Raw genomic sequence first — 16,158 nt, 5'->3', positions numbered from 1 at the left:
ACGTTAGCCGCGACCTGGGACACTGTGGCCCGACCGTCCTCAGCCCTGGGAATCCTTGAGAAGCTTCAATGCCAGGTCCTTCAGCTCCTGGGACGCCTCCTGGGCGTCGCCGGTGCCGAAGGGCGGTTTCGGGTCGTATTCGAGGGCCAGTTCGAGCGCCTCACCGGTTCTGCGGTCGGTCAGCAGCCCGGCCAGGTAGTAGGCCATGTCCTGTCCGGCCGAGACTCCGGCGGACGTGATGATCTTGCCGTCGCGCACGTAGCGCTCGGGGACGTAGGTGGCGCCGACGCTTTCCAGGAACTCGGCTCCGGCCCAGTAGGTGGTGGCGCGGCGGCCCTTGAGCAGGCCCAGATGGCCGAGGATCGCCGCGCCGGTGCACACCGAGGTCGTGAAGCGGGTTCGCTTGTGAACCCGGACGATCCAGTCGCGGAGCCTGTCGTTGTCGAACACGGCCATGACGGCCTCGTCGCTGCCGCCCGGCACGATCAGGACGTCCATGTCGCGCATGTCGTCGACCGTGACGTCGGCGATCAGTGCCGCCTGACCGGTGTCGCAGCGCACCGGCCCGGTCCGCTCGCCGATCATCACGACCTCGGCGCCGGGCACCCGGCTGAGCACCTCCGCGGGGCCGGTCGGGTCCAGCAGCGAGAACCCTTCGTACAGCAGGATTCCGATGCGAGGTCCGTCGCCGCCAGGCTCGCGGGCCGCGACGGGGGACGAGCTCGAGGCCGCGAGGCCGACACCGAGGCTTCCGGCGACGGCGGCGCGCAGGACCGTCCTACGTGAACTGTTCATGGGGGACTCCTTCGAAGGCGAAGTGCGCTGTCCCCCGGACAGTCGCTCTACGACGTGTAAAAGTTCCCGGTCAGGTCAACTCCGCCGCACCGAACGACACGCTGAAACGCTTGCACCACACCGATACGCTGGTGACCTTGTCCAGGTCGACGTCGTCGGGCACCTCATAGACCTGGTCGCCCTTGTTGCCCTTCAGCTCGCCCAACTCGACGTAGTAGCCGTCGTCGAACACGAACCACTCGTCCGCGTCGACCTTCTGATCCGTCAGCCACACCCGCAGATCCGGGCCGTTGGAGGTGTCGAGCCCCTCGATGGCCAGCACGTGCGAGCCGTCGGCGTTCTTCACCAGGCGGGCCTCGCCCGAGGTCGTGTGCTCCTGCGAGACGAAGTCCCCGGACGCCACGTCGACCGGTCCCTCCGGTGTGGACTTCGTGTCCTCGTCGTCGGACTCCTGCGACGTCGACTGGGCCTCGGGCAGCTTCTCGTCGACGGTCTTGTCCACGAACAACAGCCACGGCTGGAACAGGTACAGGGCGACACCCAGTCCGGCCACGACGATCACGGCCGTGACGATGAACCAGGGCTTGCGGTACGGGATACGGGCCATGTGTCCATATAACCGTGAAACGGGACCGTAGAGCGCCGTCAGCGCCTTACGGTCCCATTACGGCGGGGGTTACATCAGGCCACCGGTGGCACGGATGTTCTGACCGGTGATCCAGCGGGAGTCGGGACCGGCCAGGAACGACACCACGTCGGCGATGTCGGACGGCAGGCCCAGCCGCCCCAGCGGGGTCATCGTGTTGAGCATCTCCAGGGCCTCGGGCGGATTGGTGTCGCGCAACAGGTCGGTGTCGGTGGCGCCGGGGGAGACCACGTTGGCGGTGATGCCGCGCGCGCCCAGCTCGAACGCGGCCACGTTGGTCATCTGCTCCAGCGCGCCCTTGCCGGACACGTAGGTGGTCAGGCCGGGAAACGGCCGGGAGGTGTTGAGCGTCGAGATGTTGATGACGCGGCCGTCGTCGTTCATGTTCTTGGCGGCGTACCGCAGGGTCTGGAACGGCGCGCGGGCGTTGGCGGTGAAGGTCGTGTCGAACAGTTCGTCGGTGACCTCGGTCAGGGGAGTCGGGGTGATCTCCATGACCGCGTTGTTGACCAGGATGTCCAGGCCGGGCAGCAGTTCCGCGGCGGCGGCCATCAGGCGTTCGGGGGCCTCGGGGTCGGTGAAGTCGGCGGCCACGGCGTGCGCGGTGCCGCCGGACGCGGTCACGGTGGCGACCACCTCGTCGGCGGCGGTCTTGTTGCTGGCGTAACTGAAAACGACGGTGGCGCCGTCGGCGGCCAGCCGCTCGACGATGGCGCGGCCGATCCCGCGCGAACCGCCGGTCACGACGGCGCCCTTGCCCTCCAGCTGCGGCATGGTGGTCCTTTCGGTTGATGGAAGCGATACTCGTCACCACAACCGCCCCACTGGTGCCGACATTCCGGTCCCGCGAGCCTGGGTGAAATGTCCGGTGCGCGGGCGTTGCGCCACGGCTGTTCGCGGAGTCGGTACTCTCGCAGTCGTGTCTGAGACTCCGCCGGTACCCTCCTCGCGACGCGTCGCCGTCGTGACCCTCGGTTGTGCCCGCAACGACGTCGACTCCGAGGAACTCGCCGCCCGGCTGGCGAACGGCGGCTGGGAGGTCACCGACGACGGCAGCGACGCCGACGTCGTGATGGTCAACACCTGCGGGTTCATCGAGACCGCCAAGCAGGACTCCATCGACATGCTGCTGGAGGCCTCCGACACCGGGGCCAAGGTGGTGGCCACCGGCTGCCTGGCCGAACGCTACGGCACCCAGCTGGCCGACAGCCTCCCCGAGGCCGACGCCGTGCTCGGTTTCGACCACTACCCCGACATCGCCGCGCGCCTGGACGCCATCGCCCGGGGCGAGAAGATCGCCTCCCACACGCCCACCGACCGGCGCACGCTGCTGCCCATCAGTCCGGTCAAGCGCCGCGAGGCCACCGCCGTCATCCCCGGCCACGCCGCGCCCGACACCGACGACACCGCCATGCCCGCGCACCTGAAGGTGATGCGGCGCCGCCTCACCAGCGGCCCGGTGGCCAACCTCAAGATCGCCTCGGGCTGCGACCGCCGGTGCGCGTTCTGCGCCATCCCGTCGTTCCGGGGCGCGTTCGTGTCGCGCGATCCCGGCGAGATCCTTGCCGAGGCGCAGTGGCTGGCCGAACAGGGCGTCGTCGAGGTGACCCTGGTCAGCGAGAACACCACCTCCTACGGCAAGGACCTGTCCGACGCGGCCGCGCTGGAGAAGCTGCTGCCCCAGTTGGCGGCCGTGGACGGCATCGAGCGGGTGCGGGTGTCGTACCTCCAGCCCGCCGAACTGCGTCCCTCGCTGGTGGAGACCATCGCCACCACCCCCGGCGTGGCCCCGTACTTCGACCTGTCGTTCCAGCACTCCAGCCGGGACCTGCTGCGCCGGATGCGCCGCTTCGGTTCCACCGAGGGCTTCCTGGAGCTGCTGGAGACCATCCGCGGCCTGTCGCCGCTGGCCGGGGTGCGCACCAACGTCATCGTCGGCTTCCCCGGCGAGACCGACGCCGACGCCGCCGAACTGGAACGGTTCCTGTCGCAGGCGCGGCTGGACGCCGTCGGCGTTTTCAGCTACTCCGACGAGGACGGCACCGAGGCCGCCGACCTGGACGGACACGTCGACGAGGACGTGATCGTCAAACGGCACGACCACATCAGCGTGCTCGCCGAGGAGGTCACCGCGCAGCGGGCCGCCGAACGCATCGGCGAGACCGTGTCCGTCGTGGTCGACAGCGCCGACGACTCCGGCGTCGACGGCCGTGCCGCCCACCAGGCGCCCGAGGTCGACGGCAGCACCGCCCTGATCGGCGAGGTCGACGGCCTGCGGCCCGGCGACATCGTCTCCGCGACCGTCGTCGACAGCATCGGCGTCGACCTGGTCGCCGAGTATCGCGCGGCGAAGGACTGACCGTGCCCCGCGAGGCGCCCGGCGCGTCGATATACAACATCCCGAACCTGCTGACGGTGCTGCGGCTGCTGCTGATCCCGGCGTTCGTGCTGTGCGCCATCGAATCGCAGTTCACCAACCCGGGCTGGCGGTGGGCCGCCGCCCTGGTGTTCACGGCCGCGGCGGTCACCGACTACGTGGACGGCTGGCTGGCCCGCCGCATCGGGCAGGTCACCGCCTTCGGCAAGATCGCCGACCCGATCGCCGACAAGGCCCTCACCGGGACCGCCCTGGTGCTGTTCTCGCTGTGGGACCTGCTGCCGTGGTGGGTCACGATCGTGATCCTGGTACGGGAACTGGGGATCACGGCGCTGCGGTTCTGGGTGATCCGGCTGGGCATCATCGCCGCCAGCCGGGGCGGCAAGATCAAGACGGTGCTGCAGATCGTCGCCATCGTGTGGTACCTGGTGCCGCTGCCGGAACTGCTGGCGATGCTGGCCCCGTGGGTGATGGCCGCGGCCACCATCGCGACCGTCGTCAGCGGCGCCGACTACATCGTCCAGGTGGTGCGGCTGCGCCACCAGGCGGGCCGCAACGGCGACGGCGACACCGGAGCCGCCGCAGGAGCCGTCGAACCGACACCCCAGGACGACAAGGCGTGACCACCGTGACCGCCGCCGACATCGTGGCCGCGCTGAAACGGCGCGGCCAGCACCTGGCCTGCGCCGAATCCCTGACCGGCGGACTGTTCGCCGCGGCCGTGACCGCCGCACCCGGCGCCAGCGCCGTGTTCACCGCCGGAATCGTCGCCTACACACCCCGCATGAAGACCGAACTGCTCGGCGTCCCGGCCGAGGTCATCGACTCCGCGGGCGTGGTGTCCCGCGAGGTCGCCGCCGCGCTGGCGCTGGGCGCCCGCGACCGGACCGGGGCCGACTGGGGCGTGGGCACCACCGGAGCGGCCGGGCCCGAGGCCCACGGCGGGCAGCCCCCGGGCACCGTGTGGATCGCGGTCGCCGACCCGTCCGGCGAGGTCACCGCCCGGAAACTGGCCCTGTCGGGCGGCCGCGCCGAGGTGTGTCGCGCCACGGTCGAGGCGGCCAAGGGCCTCCTGATGGAACGTTTGGACCCGCGCGGACGCGAATTCGTCACGCCCGCGGAGTAATCTGGCCTGCGACCCGGTTACAACAGTTGTGCCCGCGAGAAGAACAAGTGCGACGGCGGGCCAGGGCGCGCGTGAAGACAGGAGACTGCGATGGTGTTGCTGCGTCGAATCATTGGGGAGACGCTGCGGATCCGCAGACGGCAACAGCGTCGCACCCTGCGCGACGTCTCGGCCGCTGCGAACGTGAGTCTCGGGTACCTCTCCGAGGTGGAGCGGGGTCAGAAAGAGGCGTCCAGCGAACTGCTGTCGTCCATTTGCGAGGCCCTGGACGTGCCGTTGTCGGACGTGCTGGGCGAGGCGACCACCGAGGTGGCCCGCGAGGAGCAGCGGCTGTACGCCGCCCCGCACGCGGTGTCGCATCTGGAGGACCGGCGCACGCTCACCGAGCTGCCGCTCAACCGGGAACCGGTGCCCGGCCACACCGTCACCGCGGTGGGCCCGAGGCCACTGCCGCCACCGGTGTCACTGGCCGCCCACCGGGCCCGCAAGGCCCGCGCCGCCAAGTCCGCCTCCCGCAGCGCCTCCTCGGCAGAGGCCAGCCTGGTCGCCTGAGCCGCCGTGATCGCGGCTGGAGTGGACGAAGGCTGTGAGCGGTGAGACCATACACTTGATTGTCACAACGCTGTAAGCCTGGGAAGGATCGCGACATGGCCAATCCCTTTGCCAAGGGTTGGAACTACATGATGGCGCTGTTCGGCGCCAAGATTGACGAGCACGCCGATCCGAAGATCCAGATCCAGCAGGCCGTCGAGGAGGCGCAGCGCCAGCACCAGGCGCTGACCCGGCAGGCCGCCGCCGTCATCGGCAACCAGCGGCAGCTGGAGATGAAGCTGTCGCGGACGATGTCCGAGGTCGAGAAGCTGCAGTCCCAGGCGCGTCAGGCGCTGGTGCTGGCCGACAAGGCCCGCGCCGAGGGCGACGAGAAGAAGGCCACCGAGTACGAGAACACCGCGCAGGTGCTCGCCGGTCAGCTGGTCTCGTCCGAGCAGTCCATGGAAGACATGAAGTCCATGCACGACCAGGCGATCAGTGCCGCCGAGCAGGCACGCCAGGCCGTGGAGAACAACCAGATGATCCTGCAGCAGAAGCTGGCCGAGCGCTCCAAGCTGCTGTCGCAGCTGGAACAGGCCAAGATGCAGGAGACCATCGCGTCCTCTCTGGAGTCGATGTCCTCGCTGGCGGCGCCGGGCAACGTGCCCAGCCTCGACGAGGTGCGCGACAAGATCGAGAAGCGCTACGCCACCGCGATGGGCCGCGCCGACCTGGCGGGCAACTCCGTCGAGGGCCGGATGATGGAAATCCAGAAGGCCACAGTAGACATGGCGGGCGCCTCCCGGCTCGAACAGATCCGCGCCAGCCTCCAGGGCGACAAGATCGGCGGCTCCGACAAGACCGCGATCGGCGGGGCCGAGGCCGAGGAGAAACCGGCCAGCGTCTCCCGGCTGGACGAGATCCGCGCCAGCCTGAGCAACGACAAGAACCGGGACGCCGCGGCGGGTTGATCCCGGGCATCGCGGGATACCTGGAGCTTCTGACTTTGTCGTCTTCCGTCGCGAGCGGCCTCCAGGCGAGTGGATGGCAAGGCGGAGGTGCTGCGGCATCCCGGGGTTGGATGCCGAAGTGCCGACAACGCCGCCAGGCGCCGCCTGGTGGGCGCGCAGCAGGAAATGCGGCAAAGTTAGGAGCTCTCAGTCATGGGCTGGTTTGGTTCGGGAGTACCGCAATCCGTCAAGCGGCTGCGCAGGCGACTGCGCAGCGCCCGCCGTTGGAGCGTCATGGCCGGTATCTTCGGCGGCGCGTCCGGCGTCTTGGTGCCGCTGGGCGGCCTGTCCGGCTGGGACGCGATCTGGACCGCCCTGTTCGGCGGCAGCGCCGTCCTGGCCGCGTTCAAGTGGACCGACTACCGCAAACTCGCCAAGGCCCTGCCCGCCGAGAACGAACAGCTCGCCGTCTACGGCACCGCCGCGCTGTCGGCCGAGGCCCAGAACATCGCCGGAGCCATCGCCGGGAAGGTCCGTCGCGGCCGCATGGCGGTCCAGTACCGCAACTCGGCCGCCTCGCACGGCTGGCAACGGTTGGAGGCCGCCGCGCTGGCCTTCGACGAGATCGCGCCCCGCTTGGCCGGACCGGCCGCCGACACCCTCGTCGACGTCCGGGAATCCCAACGGGCCCTTCGCGACCTGGCCGACCAGATCCGCAGCGTCGAGAAGTCCGTCAACATCACCCCACCGGACCGCCGCGGCTCGCTGACCGAGACCCACGGGCTCATGGTGGAGCGCTTCGAGACCGGCGTGTCGGCCTATGAGGACCTGGTGGGCGCCGCCGCCCAGGTCGTCGCCGAACAGGGCGCCCTGGACGGCGTCGTGTCGGGTGAGGACCCGACCATGACCCGGCTCAACGAGGCCACCTCGAAACTGTCCGGCCTGGCCGAGGGCATCGGCCAGATGCGCGAGTTCCACACTGGAGTTCAGCCGAGGATCCCGCCGCAGACCTGACCCCGTCGTACGGCGGCGGAAGCGTTGTCGGCGAGACTGAGTCGGTTGCACTGCGGCTATACCGTGGGTGCGTGAACCGCTCCCGCCCCGCCCAGCCGCATCCCGACGCGTCGTGGATCGGGCTCGTGGCCCGCGACGATCGCACGGGGTTCGTCGTGGGCGCCGTGATGATCGGGGCCATGGTGGTCGTCAGCGCGCTGATGCTGGGGTCGTCGGGCGGATTCGCGGAAGTTTCGGAGCGTGCCGAATCCGGCGACGGGTATTTCGCGTTCGTCCTGGGGTTCTGCGTGCTACTGGCGCTCGGGCTGTACCTGAGGTTGATCCGTCCGTACCTGAAACGGCGACGGTTGGGTTTCGCGGTGGACGAGCACGGGATCTGGTGGGTCGACCGTGACGAGGCGAGCCTGCTGGCGTGGCCGGACATCGCTGGCGTCGGCTGCGGCTTCGTCAAGGTCCCGTGGACCCGGTTCTCGTTGTACAGTCCGCACCAGCGTGATCTTCACGTCGAGGTCTACTTGCACCAGATGACGCGGGCGCGGCATCGCCACCTGGCCGAACTCTGGGGAGTCGAGGAGGAGGCGGCGCATCCGCACATGCCCCGGATCCGTTTGCGCTTCGGCGAAGTAGCCCCGGTGATGATGGAGGAATTCGCGAACGCGGTGCGGGAACACGACGCGCGGCGATGGCTCGGTCTGCGACAGTGACGGAGGACTTTCCGCGTGCATGGCCCGCGAGTGCCACCGCTAAAGTGACGTCCGTGCGCAAACACCCCCAAATGCCGTTCAGGGCACCGAGATCCGACGCGGTGTGGGCCCGGCATGGCACCCGCGAACATCGGCTTCAGTTCATACTGATGACGATCCTGTGTGGAACCTTGGCGGGGTTCTCCAGCTACGTACTGGTTTCGGGGGACTTCAAGCCCGCTGACAGCGCGTTCACCATCGGTGTGGTCGTGAGTGTCGCGGGCACTCTGCTGACCGTCGCCGCGGTGCTGGCGTTGGTGACCCTGCCCAGGCGCAGTCACAGTCAGCCCGCGATCGCCGTTGACATGAACGGGGTGTGGTGGGTGCACCGTCGCAACGCGACGCTCACCACCTGGCAGGATCTGGCCGGAGTCGGTACCAGTTACAAGATCGCGCCGCAGCCCCACGCTCAGTCCAGCGCGGGGGAGATTCGGCGGGCGTTCGCCTTCGAGGCGTACCTGCGGGAGTCGGTGCTCGACGACCATCCACATGCGCAACTGTTGCGCGCGTGGTTGGTGACCGACGAGCCGCCGCACCCGGACCTGCCGAAGCAGCGGCTGCGTTACTTCCTTCCGGTGTCGGGGGTTCGCAAGGAGTTGCAGCGGATGGTGACCCACTACGCGCCGCAGCTGTGGCTGGGGGAGTACGAGCGGGACTGGAATCCGCTGACGGGCAGCTAAGGCGACTTCGAGCCGGACGGTGTCGCCCGGTTTCAGGTTCAGCAGGGCGGCGGCCGAGCCGCCGTTGACGGCCAGTGCGACTTTTCCGGCCGAGTCGGCCAGCACCACCAGTTCGCCGGGTTCGGCGGCGGCGAACATGTCGCCCCGGGTCGCGCGGAACTGTCCTACCTGGAAGTTCTCGCCGTATTCGCCGAGCAGGCCGCCGTCGGCCGCCAACTGGACGTTTCCGAAGTGGTCGACCGCGAGCACGTCGGCGGCGAGTCCCTGGTCGTCGGTGGTGACCGATGGTCGCGGAAGTCGCTCTAGAGTGGATAGTTTGACGGGGTCGCCCGCGTCGTCCAGCGCCACGCCCGACAGGAACGCCGCCGCCACCGGCACGAAGATGTCACGGCCGTGGAAGGTGTGCGAGGTGGGATGGCGGTGCAGTTCGGCGTTGGTCAGGGCGATCGCGCGTCGCGCCCCGCCCAGTGCCTCGGCCGCCCAGCCCAGCAGACCGTTGTCGGGGCCCACCAGCACGCTGTCACCGGCCTCGATCGCCACCGGTCGCCTGGTGGTGCCCACGCCGGGGTCGACGACGCCGACGTGCACCCCGGCGGGCAGGTACGGCAGGGTCTGCGCCATCACGACCGCGCCGCGCCGGATGTCGCCGGGCGGGATCGCGTGCGAGACGTCGATGAGGCGCACGTCGGGAACCCGGGCGGCGGCGACCCCGTGGCACACCGCCACGAAACCGTCGTCGAGTCCATAGTCGGTGGTCAGGCTCATTACCGCGTCCATGCCGCAAGCCTGTCACGAAACCCACGCGATATGCGCTGGACCGGTCGGGCACCACGGTTCATACTCGTGCGGTGCGCACTGTTCCCGAACCCGTGGCCGAGCTGATTCGCGACATCTTCGAGGAGGCGGGCGAACGCTGGCTGGCGGCGCTGCCCGACCTGATCGCCGATCGCTGCGACGCCTGGGACCTGGAGATCACCGGCGAGGCGTTCACCGGCGGCACCCACTCCTACGTGGCGCCGGTGCGGCGCGCCGACGGCTCGTCCGCCGTGCTGAAACTCACCGTTGTCGACGAGGAGAACCGGGCCGAGGCCACCGCCCTGCACCACTACAACGGTGAGGGTGCCGTCAAACTGTACGACTACGACCCCGGCACCGGCGCGATGCTGATGGAACTGGCCACCCCGGGGTCGCCACTGGTCCAACAGTCCTACGAGGGCGTCGTCCTGGAGGGCAGCCCGGAGAACGCCGACAAGATCGACATCGCCAGCGCCCTATATCGCAGGCTGTGGCGCGAACCCGTCGCGACCCCGGGCTACCCCTCGCTGCCGCTGGTGCGCGACCTGGTGGCCGTCTGGGAGTCCGAGATCCCCGCCAACGCCGACGGTGAGCTGCCCGCCCACCTGGTGGCGCAGGCGGTCGACCTGTGCCGCGAACTGGCCAAGCCCGACGGGCCCGAGGGCATCGTCAACCGCGACACCCACCTGGGCAACATCGTGGCGGCACAACGGGAACCGTGGCTGCTCATCGATCCCAAGCCGCTGCTGGGGGAGCGGGCCTTCGACGCCGGTTTCTTCATCGACAAACAGATCCATCACCGGCCCGAGGCCGGGTTCGCCTGCCAGGTCGTGGCCCGCACCGCCGAGGGCCTGGGCGTCGCCCCCGAACGCGCCCGCGCCTGGGCGTTCCTGCGCGCGATGGAGAACGCGGCCTGGGCCGTCGACGACGAGCTGCCGGAGCGCGTCGCCAGCGAGGTGGCCATCGCCGAGGCACTGCGTTAACCTTCCGGCGGCTAACACATTCACAAAAGGAGATCCCGTGGTCGCGACCGTCAGGCACATCACCGTCGACTGTGCCAACGCCTACGAGCTGGCACGTTTCTGGAGTGAGGTGACCGGCTGGCCGATCTCGGACCAGGACGAACCCGGCGACGCGGAGGTGCTGCTCGAGGCGCCCGCCCCGATGCCGGGAATGCTGTTCATCCAGGTGCCCGAGGGGAAACACAGTGAACCAAGAACCGGGCGCCGCATCCATCTCGACGTCATACCCACCGACCGCACCCGCGACGAGGAAGTCGAACGGCTGAAGGGGATTGGCGCTGCCGGGTACGAGGACCACCGAAAGCCCGACGGTACGGGCTGGGTGACGATGGCCGACCCGGAAGGCAATCTGTTCTGCGTTGAGCGCAGCGCCGCCGAGCGGGCGTAGGGGATTAACTGGGGGAGTCCTTTAGGGATACGAATGCCGCCGCGCCTGAGTGGACGCGACGGCGTGAGGGCTCTACAGGATGTCGTGGATCGGGCTGACAGTAAGCCTCTCGGCGAGCGCTGGGCGGTAGTTGGGAAGTTCGATGTAGTGGAGCAGACTCACGAGGGTGTCGTATTCCACTATGGTCACTGGTAGTTTGTTGTCTATCAAGACGCCTACGATGTCCTCAAGGATTAGGCAATACTCGCCGCCGTCCATCACCTCGGCGAACCCTTGCCACACCGGATCAGGGATTCGGCCCTTCAGCGCGAAGGCGATTCCGGCAGTCTGTAGGTCAAACTCTTCGCTGTTGAGTCTCGGGCGGCGTCGGCGGGTGGCGCGCTGGTAGGCGCGATGAGCAATAGACCATTGGCCGCAGGCGGCGAAGGTGTGGAAGTACACGAGGTCAGCGAGTTCGTCGGTACGCGGTACTTGTGGCTGGTTGATCACGTCATAGACGAATCCGACAATGTCCCACAGTCTGTTAAGCGTGACAGTCAATGCGCGCGTGACTTGTCGCCGCCGGGGTGTACCGCTGTGAAACGTGTTTTCGGGGAGTTGCGGCGTCGTGAGGCGGACAGTTGAGGTGGGGCTGTATCGGTCCCGGATCGCGGTGCGGGCAGCCAAGATCGTTTGGTGCGCGTGGTCGGTGTAGCGGGCGATGGCGGGCAACTGTTCGGCTTCTTGCTCGGGGCGTGATTTTGCGACCACGATTTGACTTCGGCGGTGAACGGTGAAGGCTGCTGCGGCGGCCATGATTTCGGCTACTTCGATTTCGTGGTTCAGGATGCGAAAGCTTTCATCGGTTTTGGTCACTGCGAGTGGTGCCTCCTTGTTGATGAAACGTGAATGGAAAGCCGTCGCGCCCTGGCGGTCGCCGGGGGAAGTGGGACCGTCAGGGCGCGGCGGGGTCTAGGTGGCGAGGTGGGCGAGGATCGCCGCGAGGCTGGCGGCGCCGAGAAGGAATCCCGTCGCGAAGCCCCACATGTAGGTATCGGTAGCGGTGGCTTCCCACGCCTGGCGTAGCGCCCCGGTTGGCCTCGTGTCCTCGGGGACGTAGGGGCGGGGCGCTGGCGTCGGCGTTTTGAGGATTGGGGGCCACTGCCCGGATTCGAAGATGTTCGGCGCCGGGTCGACCGCGTTTCGAATGGCGGGCCACAGCACCGACGGGCATGTGTTGTCGGGGTGGCAGCACACGGACGCCGGGGTATCGGGGGCAACGTCGGCGGCCGGGAGCACGACGAGGTCAGTATTTCCCAAAGGGGATAGTCCTTTATGTCGGTGAGGTGACGAGGGTCCGCCGCGCCCGGCCGGTGAAAACGGCGACATGGGAAGCCGGGCGCGGCGGGGTCTAGGTGGGATTTACGGCGGGAAAGCTTCCCCAACTGATGGCGGTAACCGGGTCGGCGTCGGGGTAGCAAGTGAGCCACACATGCGTCACGTTCGCTACCAGTAGTTCACGCTGTTGACGACGGTCGGTGATTTCATGTGGGGCGGTGTTCGTCGCTGCGCAGAAGGCGAACCACGCCGAGTCGTCCGCCGTCTCCACGAGCACTGAATGACGGCGGCATTCCTTGGCGCACTGGTAGACGCGCTGACCTTTGCTATCCCAAGCGGGCGCCATCGGATGATCCTCGGCGAGCGCGGTGCAGTCCAACTGGGCGCAAGCCAGCCCGGACAGCAGAAACACTTGCCCGAACCGGGCATGGTCTCGCTTAGCGGCGGCGTCGAGCGAGGGAACGATGGGTGTCACGGTCATGACGCCACCAACACGGGAAGTTCGACAGTCGTGTCCGTCGCGTCGGCGCCTGGCCGGGAGTGCGGGCCGCCTCGGCGATAGCCCCCAAACGCCCCCGCCCAGACGTGGCCGCCGGTCGCGGTGTCGCTGGTGTGCCCGTCACCAGTATGCGGCCGAGGGCCGCACATCGGGTCAGCCGTTGCCGCACGCATCGGCGGCGCTGCCGGAGCGGTATCGCGCACTACCGGCCACGGCGGCGACAGGTTAACCGTCACCGCCTCGAAAAACGTCGCCGGTTCCGGACGGTAGTCGGAAAGCGTCCGCTCGGCGGCGCGCCGCGCACTACACCCGAATTGCACCAGCCCGAGAAGCCGATACCACGGCTCATCACAGGTGACGCATCGGCTCACCAGCCGCCATCGGTCGTCCGGGATGTGTTCCCGTCGCACCCGAAAGGCTTGCGCGGGGTGCAAGCGGGAAAGTATCGTTTCGATCGTCATCAGAAGCTAGCTCCTTCTGTTGATGTAGGCAGTCAGCCGGGGAGTCTCCAAACGCACCGGAGGGCTGCCGTTTCCTTTTTGGACTTATTCAGTTGTGGGTATCTCGCGCGATCGATGGCGCGGAAGTCTTTGGGGTTCGGGTGAGAGCGGGACAACAGGACCCCGGTCGAGGTTTCCTGCATGCTGGTGTCCCGCTCCCACCCCACCGTGCACAGCGCCGAGACAGCGACCGGTGACGGTCATTGGGGACGCCGTCGAGTCGCTGCGGGTCAGCACAACTGGGTGTGTGCACGGTGCCAACCGTCGCGCCCCCACCTGCGAGACGGTCTGGTCTGTGGTGGTGCTGTTGGTTCATGTCGCCGCGACCGTCCCGCCGATCACGCCGAGCGCCTCGGTCAGCTCGTCACACGGGTACGGCTGACCGCACTTGCGGCGCGTACGTTCCCCGTCCGGCCCCTCCTCGTACTTGAAACCGGTGCACATCCCATCCGGTCCCTTGCGGTGCGTTTCCTGCACGGTGCGGGATTCCTCGCGCGTCATGACTCGGCCCCCTCATCGGGGATTCGGAGACTGGACATGGTCACCTCGCACTGTGATGTATACGACTTGCGATCGGTCACATCCTGTCACACAGAATCAAGAAACGCAATGTGCGTCTTTCGTTTGGGCGTGGTTAGATTTTCGTACTGTGAGTTGATGCGGCACAATGAGCGCATGACAGCACGTAAGAGCCTGACCGTTCGCAAGCGTCGCTTGGTGCGCGCGCTTCGTCAGCTCCGCAAGGATTCCGGCATCACTCTTGAGAAAGCGGCCGAACATCTGGACATCAACCACACCAGCCTGTCGAGGATTGAGACCGGCGTCGCAGCCGTGAAACTGCCGTACGTTGAATCTTTGCTGCGGCTGTACGGGGTGCCCGAAGCCCGACAAGAAGAGCTACTACAGCTCACGCGAGAGGCAAAGCAACGGGGCTGGTGGCAGGCATACAAGGACATCCTGTCCAGCGAGTATGCGGACTTCATTGGGTTTGAGACAGAGGCGAACGAAACCCGAACGTACGAACTTGACACCGTCCCCGGTCTCCTAGAGACCGAAGACTACGCTCGGGCGTTGATTTCGGCGCAGCTTCCCGGCGCGACGGCGGAAGACATCGAAAAGCGGGTGAAGTTGAGGGCGAGCCGTCAAGATCGGCTCAAAGAAGACCCGAAACTCAGCGTTTGGGCCATCCTCGGAGAAGCTGCGCTGCGATATCAGGTCGGCGGAATGAAAGTTCTACGGGCACAGCTTGAATATCTACTGCAACTTCAGCGCGAGCCCAACATCACGATTCAAGTTCTCCCGTTTTCCGCAGGTGCGCACCCTGGGATGGCTGGTCCGTTCGTAATCCTCGGGTTTGACGACGATCCTGACATCGTTTACCTCGAAGGGCTCACCAGCGCGCTTTATCTCGAAGATCTTGGCGAGTTGGAGCGCTATAAGATGGTTTTCGAGCGTCTTCTCGCCGAGGCTTTGAGCCCTGCGGCGTCCGACAGGCTCATTCGAGAGGCATCAAAAGAGTTATGCCACTTTGCAAACAACGGAAGGAGGCGCGGGATGGCCGCGCAAGGTGACGACCTGGCCCGTGCCCGATGGCGCAAGGGCAGACGAACCCAAGCCAACGGCAACTGCGTGGAGGTTGCCCTAGTCGAGTCAGTCTACGTGCGTGACTCCAAGCTCGACACTACAGGAACGTTCCCCACACTCTCAGTCTCAAGTACCGAGTGGAAGAACTTTCTTCTTGCAATCGCCAACAACGACAAGACCGGCTAACTCGCGCGAATAAACCATGCGCGGGCGTGGCCCCTCTCCATAGGGGGCTATCGCCCTGTTTTTATGCCGTGCGCACGTTTACAGGCAGCAATCGGCCCGCACACCTTTTTACGAGGTGGCGGGCCGGTTTGAGTATCTAGCCAGTGGCGGCGACAGTGGCCCGGAAGTCATCCCACGAGCCGGGGAAGAGATTTCGTACGTAGCGCTCGCTGACTCCCATGTGCCGGGCGGCGTCGGTTTGGTCGACGGTGGGGCGGGCGGTGATGATGGCGCGGAGGTCGGCAAGGCGTTGCTCGCGTGTCTTGCGTGGCGCGCGTTTGGCCGGGCGTCGAGTCGTTCCGGTGGTCGCCGCTGGGTTAGTTGTGGTCTGGGTTGCGGCGGCGATCTCGGCGAGGACGGTTTCGGCGCGGGCGGTTGGCCACGGCAGCGGGTGGGCGGTCAGCGCTGGCACCGTAACGGCGACGGGTTCGGGGTCGACGGTCTTGGCGGCGGGCTGTGGTGCGGGTTTGGTTTCGTCGCTGGTGTTGGTGCCGAGGTGGTGTACGCGTTGACAGATGATCGGGGGTACCGCCGACACGGCGACGGTCAGGACGACGGACCACAGGTTGTCGGGCCCGGCGCTTTGAATGTGGGTGATGGACTGGCACACGACCATGAGGGCGAGGGCGATGTTGGCCTCGCGGTTGGCGTGGGTGGCGAATGCGACGGCGGCGTATACGTCGAGGGCGACGGGGAACAGCCAGGCGTACGGGTCGTGAATGCCGATGAGTAGCGCGAGCTCGTGCTCGCCCTTGGCGGTGAGGAACGCGGCGGCGACAAGGGCCGTCCATTTGCCGATGGCTAGAAAGACCGTGCGGGCACTGGTGTTAGCGTTGGGGTGACGCATCTTTCGGGACTCCTATACAGTTCCGATTTTTGCGAGGCCCTGGGAGGTGCTACCAACACCGACCGGGGCCGCTTCGTTTTCTGTTGTGGCCCAAGACTATACAGACGCGCCGCTACGTC

At 67.2% G+C, this 16,158-nt stretch carries 20 protein-coding genes and 1 pseudogene; 11 read left to right on the top strand and 10 right to left on the bottom strand.

Annotated elements, in window-relative coordinates; translation table 11 throughout:
• Window positions 1–39: 39 nt before the first annotated feature.
• The 3 genes from SNAS_RS21040 to SNAS_RS21030 form a co-directional block, all read right to left on the bottom strand.
• Window positions 40–795 (bottom strand): DJ-1/PfpI family protein, encoded by a 756-nt coding sequence (locus SNAS_RS21040; protein WP_013019485.1) that lies wholly within the window; start codon window positions 793–795, stop codon window positions 40–42.
• Window positions 796–865: 70 nt separating this feature from the next.
• Window positions 866–1,402 (bottom strand): DM13 domain-containing protein, encoded by a 537-nt coding sequence (locus tag SNAS_RS21035; protein WP_013019484.1) that lies wholly within the window; start codon window positions 1,400–1,402, stop codon window positions 866–868.
• A 69-nt stretch (window positions 1,403–1,471) separates the two neighbouring features.
• The gene (locus SNAS_RS21030) at window positions 1,472–2,215 is read right to left on the bottom strand and encodes an SDR family oxidoreductase (protein ID WP_013019483.1); all 744 of its coding nucleotides are present in this window, start codon (window positions 2,213–2,215) and stop codon (window positions 1,472–1,474) included.
• Between the two features lie 145 nt (window positions 2,216–2,360).
• Here SNAS_RS21030 and rimO point away from each other — a divergent pair, with 145 nt between their 5' ends.
• From rimO to SNAS_RS36830, 8 genes are all read left to right on the top strand, one after another.
• Entirely contained in the window at window positions 2,361–3,800 is a 1,440-nt protein-coding gene (gene rimO, locus SNAS_RS21025) for a 30S ribosomal protein S12 methylthiotransferase RimO (RefSeq protein ID WP_013019482.1), read from the top strand.
• Between the two features lie 2 nt (window positions 3,801–3,802).
• Window positions 3,803–4,441, top strand: coding sequence for a CDP-diacylglycerol--glycerol-3-phosphate 3-phosphatidyltransferase (gene pgsA / locus SNAS_RS21020; protein ID WP_013019481.1), 639 nt, complete (start codon window positions 3,803–3,805; stop codon window positions 4,439–4,441).
• Window positions 4,438–4,944, top strand: coding sequence for a CinA family protein (locus SNAS_RS21015; RefSeq protein ID WP_013019480.1), 507 nt, complete (start codon window positions 4,438–4,440; stop codon window positions 4,942–4,944). The genes pgsA and SNAS_RS21015 overlap by 4 nt, the downstream gene beginning before the upstream one ends.
• Before the next feature lie 90 nt (window positions 4,945–5,034).
• Complete coding sequence (locus SNAS_RS34280; RefSeq protein WP_013019479.1) at window positions 5,035–5,496, top strand: helix-turn-helix domain-containing protein; 462 nt, start codon at window positions 5,035–5,037, stop codon at window positions 5,494–5,496.
• Between the two features lie 95 nt (window positions 5,497–5,591).
• Window positions 5,592–6,446: a PspA/IM30 family protein gene (locus tag SNAS_RS21005; protein ID WP_013019478.1), complete on the top strand. Its 855-nt coding sequence runs from the start codon at window positions 5,592–5,594 to the stop codon at window positions 6,444–6,446.
• Between the two features lie 192 nt (window positions 6,447–6,638).
• Entirely contained in the window at window positions 6,639–7,439 is an 801-nt protein-coding gene (pspM, locus tag SNAS_RS21000) for a phage shock envelope stress response protein PspM (protein WP_013019477.1), read from the top strand.
• A gap of 71 nt (window positions 7,440–7,510) precedes the next feature.
• Entirely contained in the window at window positions 7,511–8,143 is a 633-nt protein-coding gene (locus SNAS_RS36835) for a hypothetical protein (protein ID WP_013019476.1), read from the top strand.
• Between the two features lie 53 nt (window positions 8,144–8,196).
• Window positions 8,197–8,862 carry a hypothetical protein gene (locus tag SNAS_RS36830; protein WP_169313827.1) on the top strand — a complete coding sequence of 222 codons (666 nt, stop codon included), beginning with the start codon at window positions 8,197–8,199 and terminating at the stop codon, window positions 8,860–8,862.
• Between the two features lie 9 nt (window positions 8,863–8,871).
• Here SNAS_RS36830 and SNAS_RS37715 read toward each other — a convergent pair.
• Window positions 8,872–9,639 (bottom strand): annotated as a pseudogene (locus SNAS_RS37715) (SAM hydrolase/SAM-dependent halogenase family protein); the annotation flags it as partial.
• A 71-nt stretch (window positions 9,640–9,710) separates the two neighbouring features.
• Here SNAS_RS37715 and SNAS_RS20980 point away from each other — a divergent pair.
• Together SNAS_RS20980 and SNAS_RS20975 are read left to right on the top strand one after the other, a co-directional pair.
• Entirely contained in the window at window positions 9,711–10,640 is a 930-nt protein-coding gene (locus tag SNAS_RS20980) for an aminoglycoside phosphotransferase family protein (protein ID WP_013019473.1), read from the top strand.
• 37 nt (window positions 10,641–10,677) lie between these two features.
• Window positions 10,678–11,067, top strand: coding sequence for a VOC family protein (locus SNAS_RS20975; protein ID WP_013019472.1), 390 nt, complete (start codon window positions 10,678–10,680; stop codon window positions 11,065–11,067).
• 72 nt (window positions 11,068–11,139) lie between these two features.
• Here the strand turns inward: SNAS_RS20975 and SNAS_RS20970 are convergent, their stop codons facing one another.
• The 5 genes from SNAS_RS20970 to SNAS_RS35895 form a co-directional block, all read right to left on the bottom strand.
• On the bottom strand, window positions 11,140–11,922 hold the full coding sequence (locus tag SNAS_RS20970; protein WP_013019471.1) for a hypothetical protein: 783 nt from the start codon (window positions 11,920–11,922) through the stop codon (window positions 11,140–11,142).
• 96 nt (window positions 11,923–12,018) lie between these two features.
• Entirely contained in the window at window positions 12,019–12,366 is a 348-nt protein-coding gene (locus tag SNAS_RS20965; protein ID WP_013019470.1) for a hypothetical protein, read from the bottom strand.
• A 91-nt stretch (window positions 12,367–12,457) separates the two neighbouring features.
• Window positions 12,458–12,865, bottom strand: a complete 408-nt coding sequence (locus SNAS_RS20960; protein WP_013019469.1) for a hypothetical protein — start codon at window positions 12,863–12,865, stop codon at window positions 12,458–12,460.
• Window positions 12,862–13,344, bottom strand: a complete 483-nt coding sequence (locus SNAS_RS35325; protein ID WP_144300586.1) for a hypothetical protein — start codon at window positions 13,342–13,344, stop codon at window positions 12,862–12,864. The genes SNAS_RS20960 and SNAS_RS35325 overlap by 4 nt, the downstream gene beginning before the upstream one ends.
• Window positions 13,345–13,695: 351 nt before the next feature.
• On the bottom strand, window positions 13,696–13,884 hold the full coding sequence (locus SNAS_RS35895; protein WP_013019468.1) for a hypothetical protein: 189 nt from the start codon (window positions 13,882–13,884) through the stop codon (window positions 13,696–13,698).
• A 174-nt stretch (window positions 13,885–14,058) separates the two neighbouring features.
• Between SNAS_RS35895 and SNAS_RS20950 the strand changes: the two genes are divergently transcribed.
• Window positions 14,059–15,153 carry a Scr1 family TA system antitoxin-like transcriptional regulator gene (locus tag SNAS_RS20950; protein ID WP_169313912.1) on the top strand — a complete coding sequence of 365 codons (1,095 nt, stop codon included), beginning with the start codon at window positions 14,059–14,061 and terminating at the stop codon, window positions 15,151–15,153.
• Between the two features lie 136 nt (window positions 15,154–15,289).
• Here SNAS_RS20950 and SNAS_RS20945 read toward each other — a convergent pair whose 3' ends face one another.
• Window positions 15,290–16,039 (bottom strand): RodZ family helix-turn-helix domain-containing protein, encoded by a 750-nt coding sequence (locus SNAS_RS20945; RefSeq protein ID WP_013019466.1) that lies wholly within the window; start codon window positions 16,037–16,039, stop codon window positions 15,290–15,292.
• Window positions 16,040–16,158 lie beyond the last annotated feature (119 nt).

Origin of the sequence: Stackebrandtia nassauensis DSM 44728 (assembly GCF_000024545.1) — a bacterium.
GTDB lineage: Bacteria > Actinomycetota > Actinomycetes > Mycobacteriales > Micromonosporaceae > Stackebrandtia > Stackebrandtia nassauensis.
The sequence above is the reverse complement of the archived record's forward strand: the minus strand, read 5'-3'. Positions and strand labels throughout refer to the sequence as shown.

What these genes read in the sequence shown, in the direction of transcription:
- SNAS_RS21040 (WP_013019485.1), bottom strand. Translation starts at nt 795, where the DNA reads ATGAACAGTTCACGTAGGACGGTCCTGCGCGCCGCCGTCGCCGGAAGC.
- SNAS_RS20960 (WP_013019469.1), bottom strand. Translation starts at nt 12,865, where the DNA reads ATGACCGTGACACCCATCGTTCCCTCGCTCGACGCCGCCGCTAAGCGA.
- SNAS_RS34280 (WP_013019479.1), top strand. Translation starts at nt 5,035, where the DNA reads ATGGTGTTGCTGCGTCGAATCATTGGGGAGACGCTGCGGATCCGCAGA.
- SNAS_RS20950 (WP_169313912.1), top strand. Translation starts at nt 14,059, where the DNA reads ATGACAGCACGTAAGAGCCTGACCGTTCGCAAGCGTCGCTTGGTGCGC.
- SNAS_RS21005 (WP_013019478.1), top strand. Translation starts at nt 5,592, where the DNA reads ATGGCCAATCCCTTTGCCAAGGGTTGGAACTACATGATGGCGCTGTTC.
- SNAS_RS21035 (WP_013019484.1), bottom strand. Translation starts at nt 1,402, where the DNA reads ATGGCCCGTATCCCGTACCGCAAGCCCTGGTTCATCGTCACGGCCGTG.
- SNAS_RS20945 (WP_013019466.1), bottom strand. Translation starts at nt 16,039, where the DNA reads ATGCGTCACCCCAACGCTAACACCAGTGCCCGCACGGTCTTTCTAGCC.
- SNAS_RS21030 (WP_013019483.1), bottom strand. Translation starts at nt 2,215, where the DNA reads ATGCCGCAGCTGGAGGGCAAGGGCGCCGTCGTGACCGGCGGTTCGCGC.
- SNAS_RS35325 (WP_144300586.1), bottom strand. Translation starts at nt 13,344, where the DNA reads ATGACGATCGAAACGATACTTTCCCGCTTGCACCCCGCGCAAGCCTTT.
- SNAS_RS35895 (WP_013019468.1), bottom strand. Translation starts at nt 13,884, where the DNA reads ATGACGCGCGAGGAATCCCGCACCGTGCAGGAAACGCACCGCAAGGGA.
- pspM (WP_013019477.1), top strand. Translation starts at nt 6,639, where the DNA reads ATGGGCTGGTTTGGTTCGGGAGTACCGCAATCCGTCAAGCGGCTGCGC.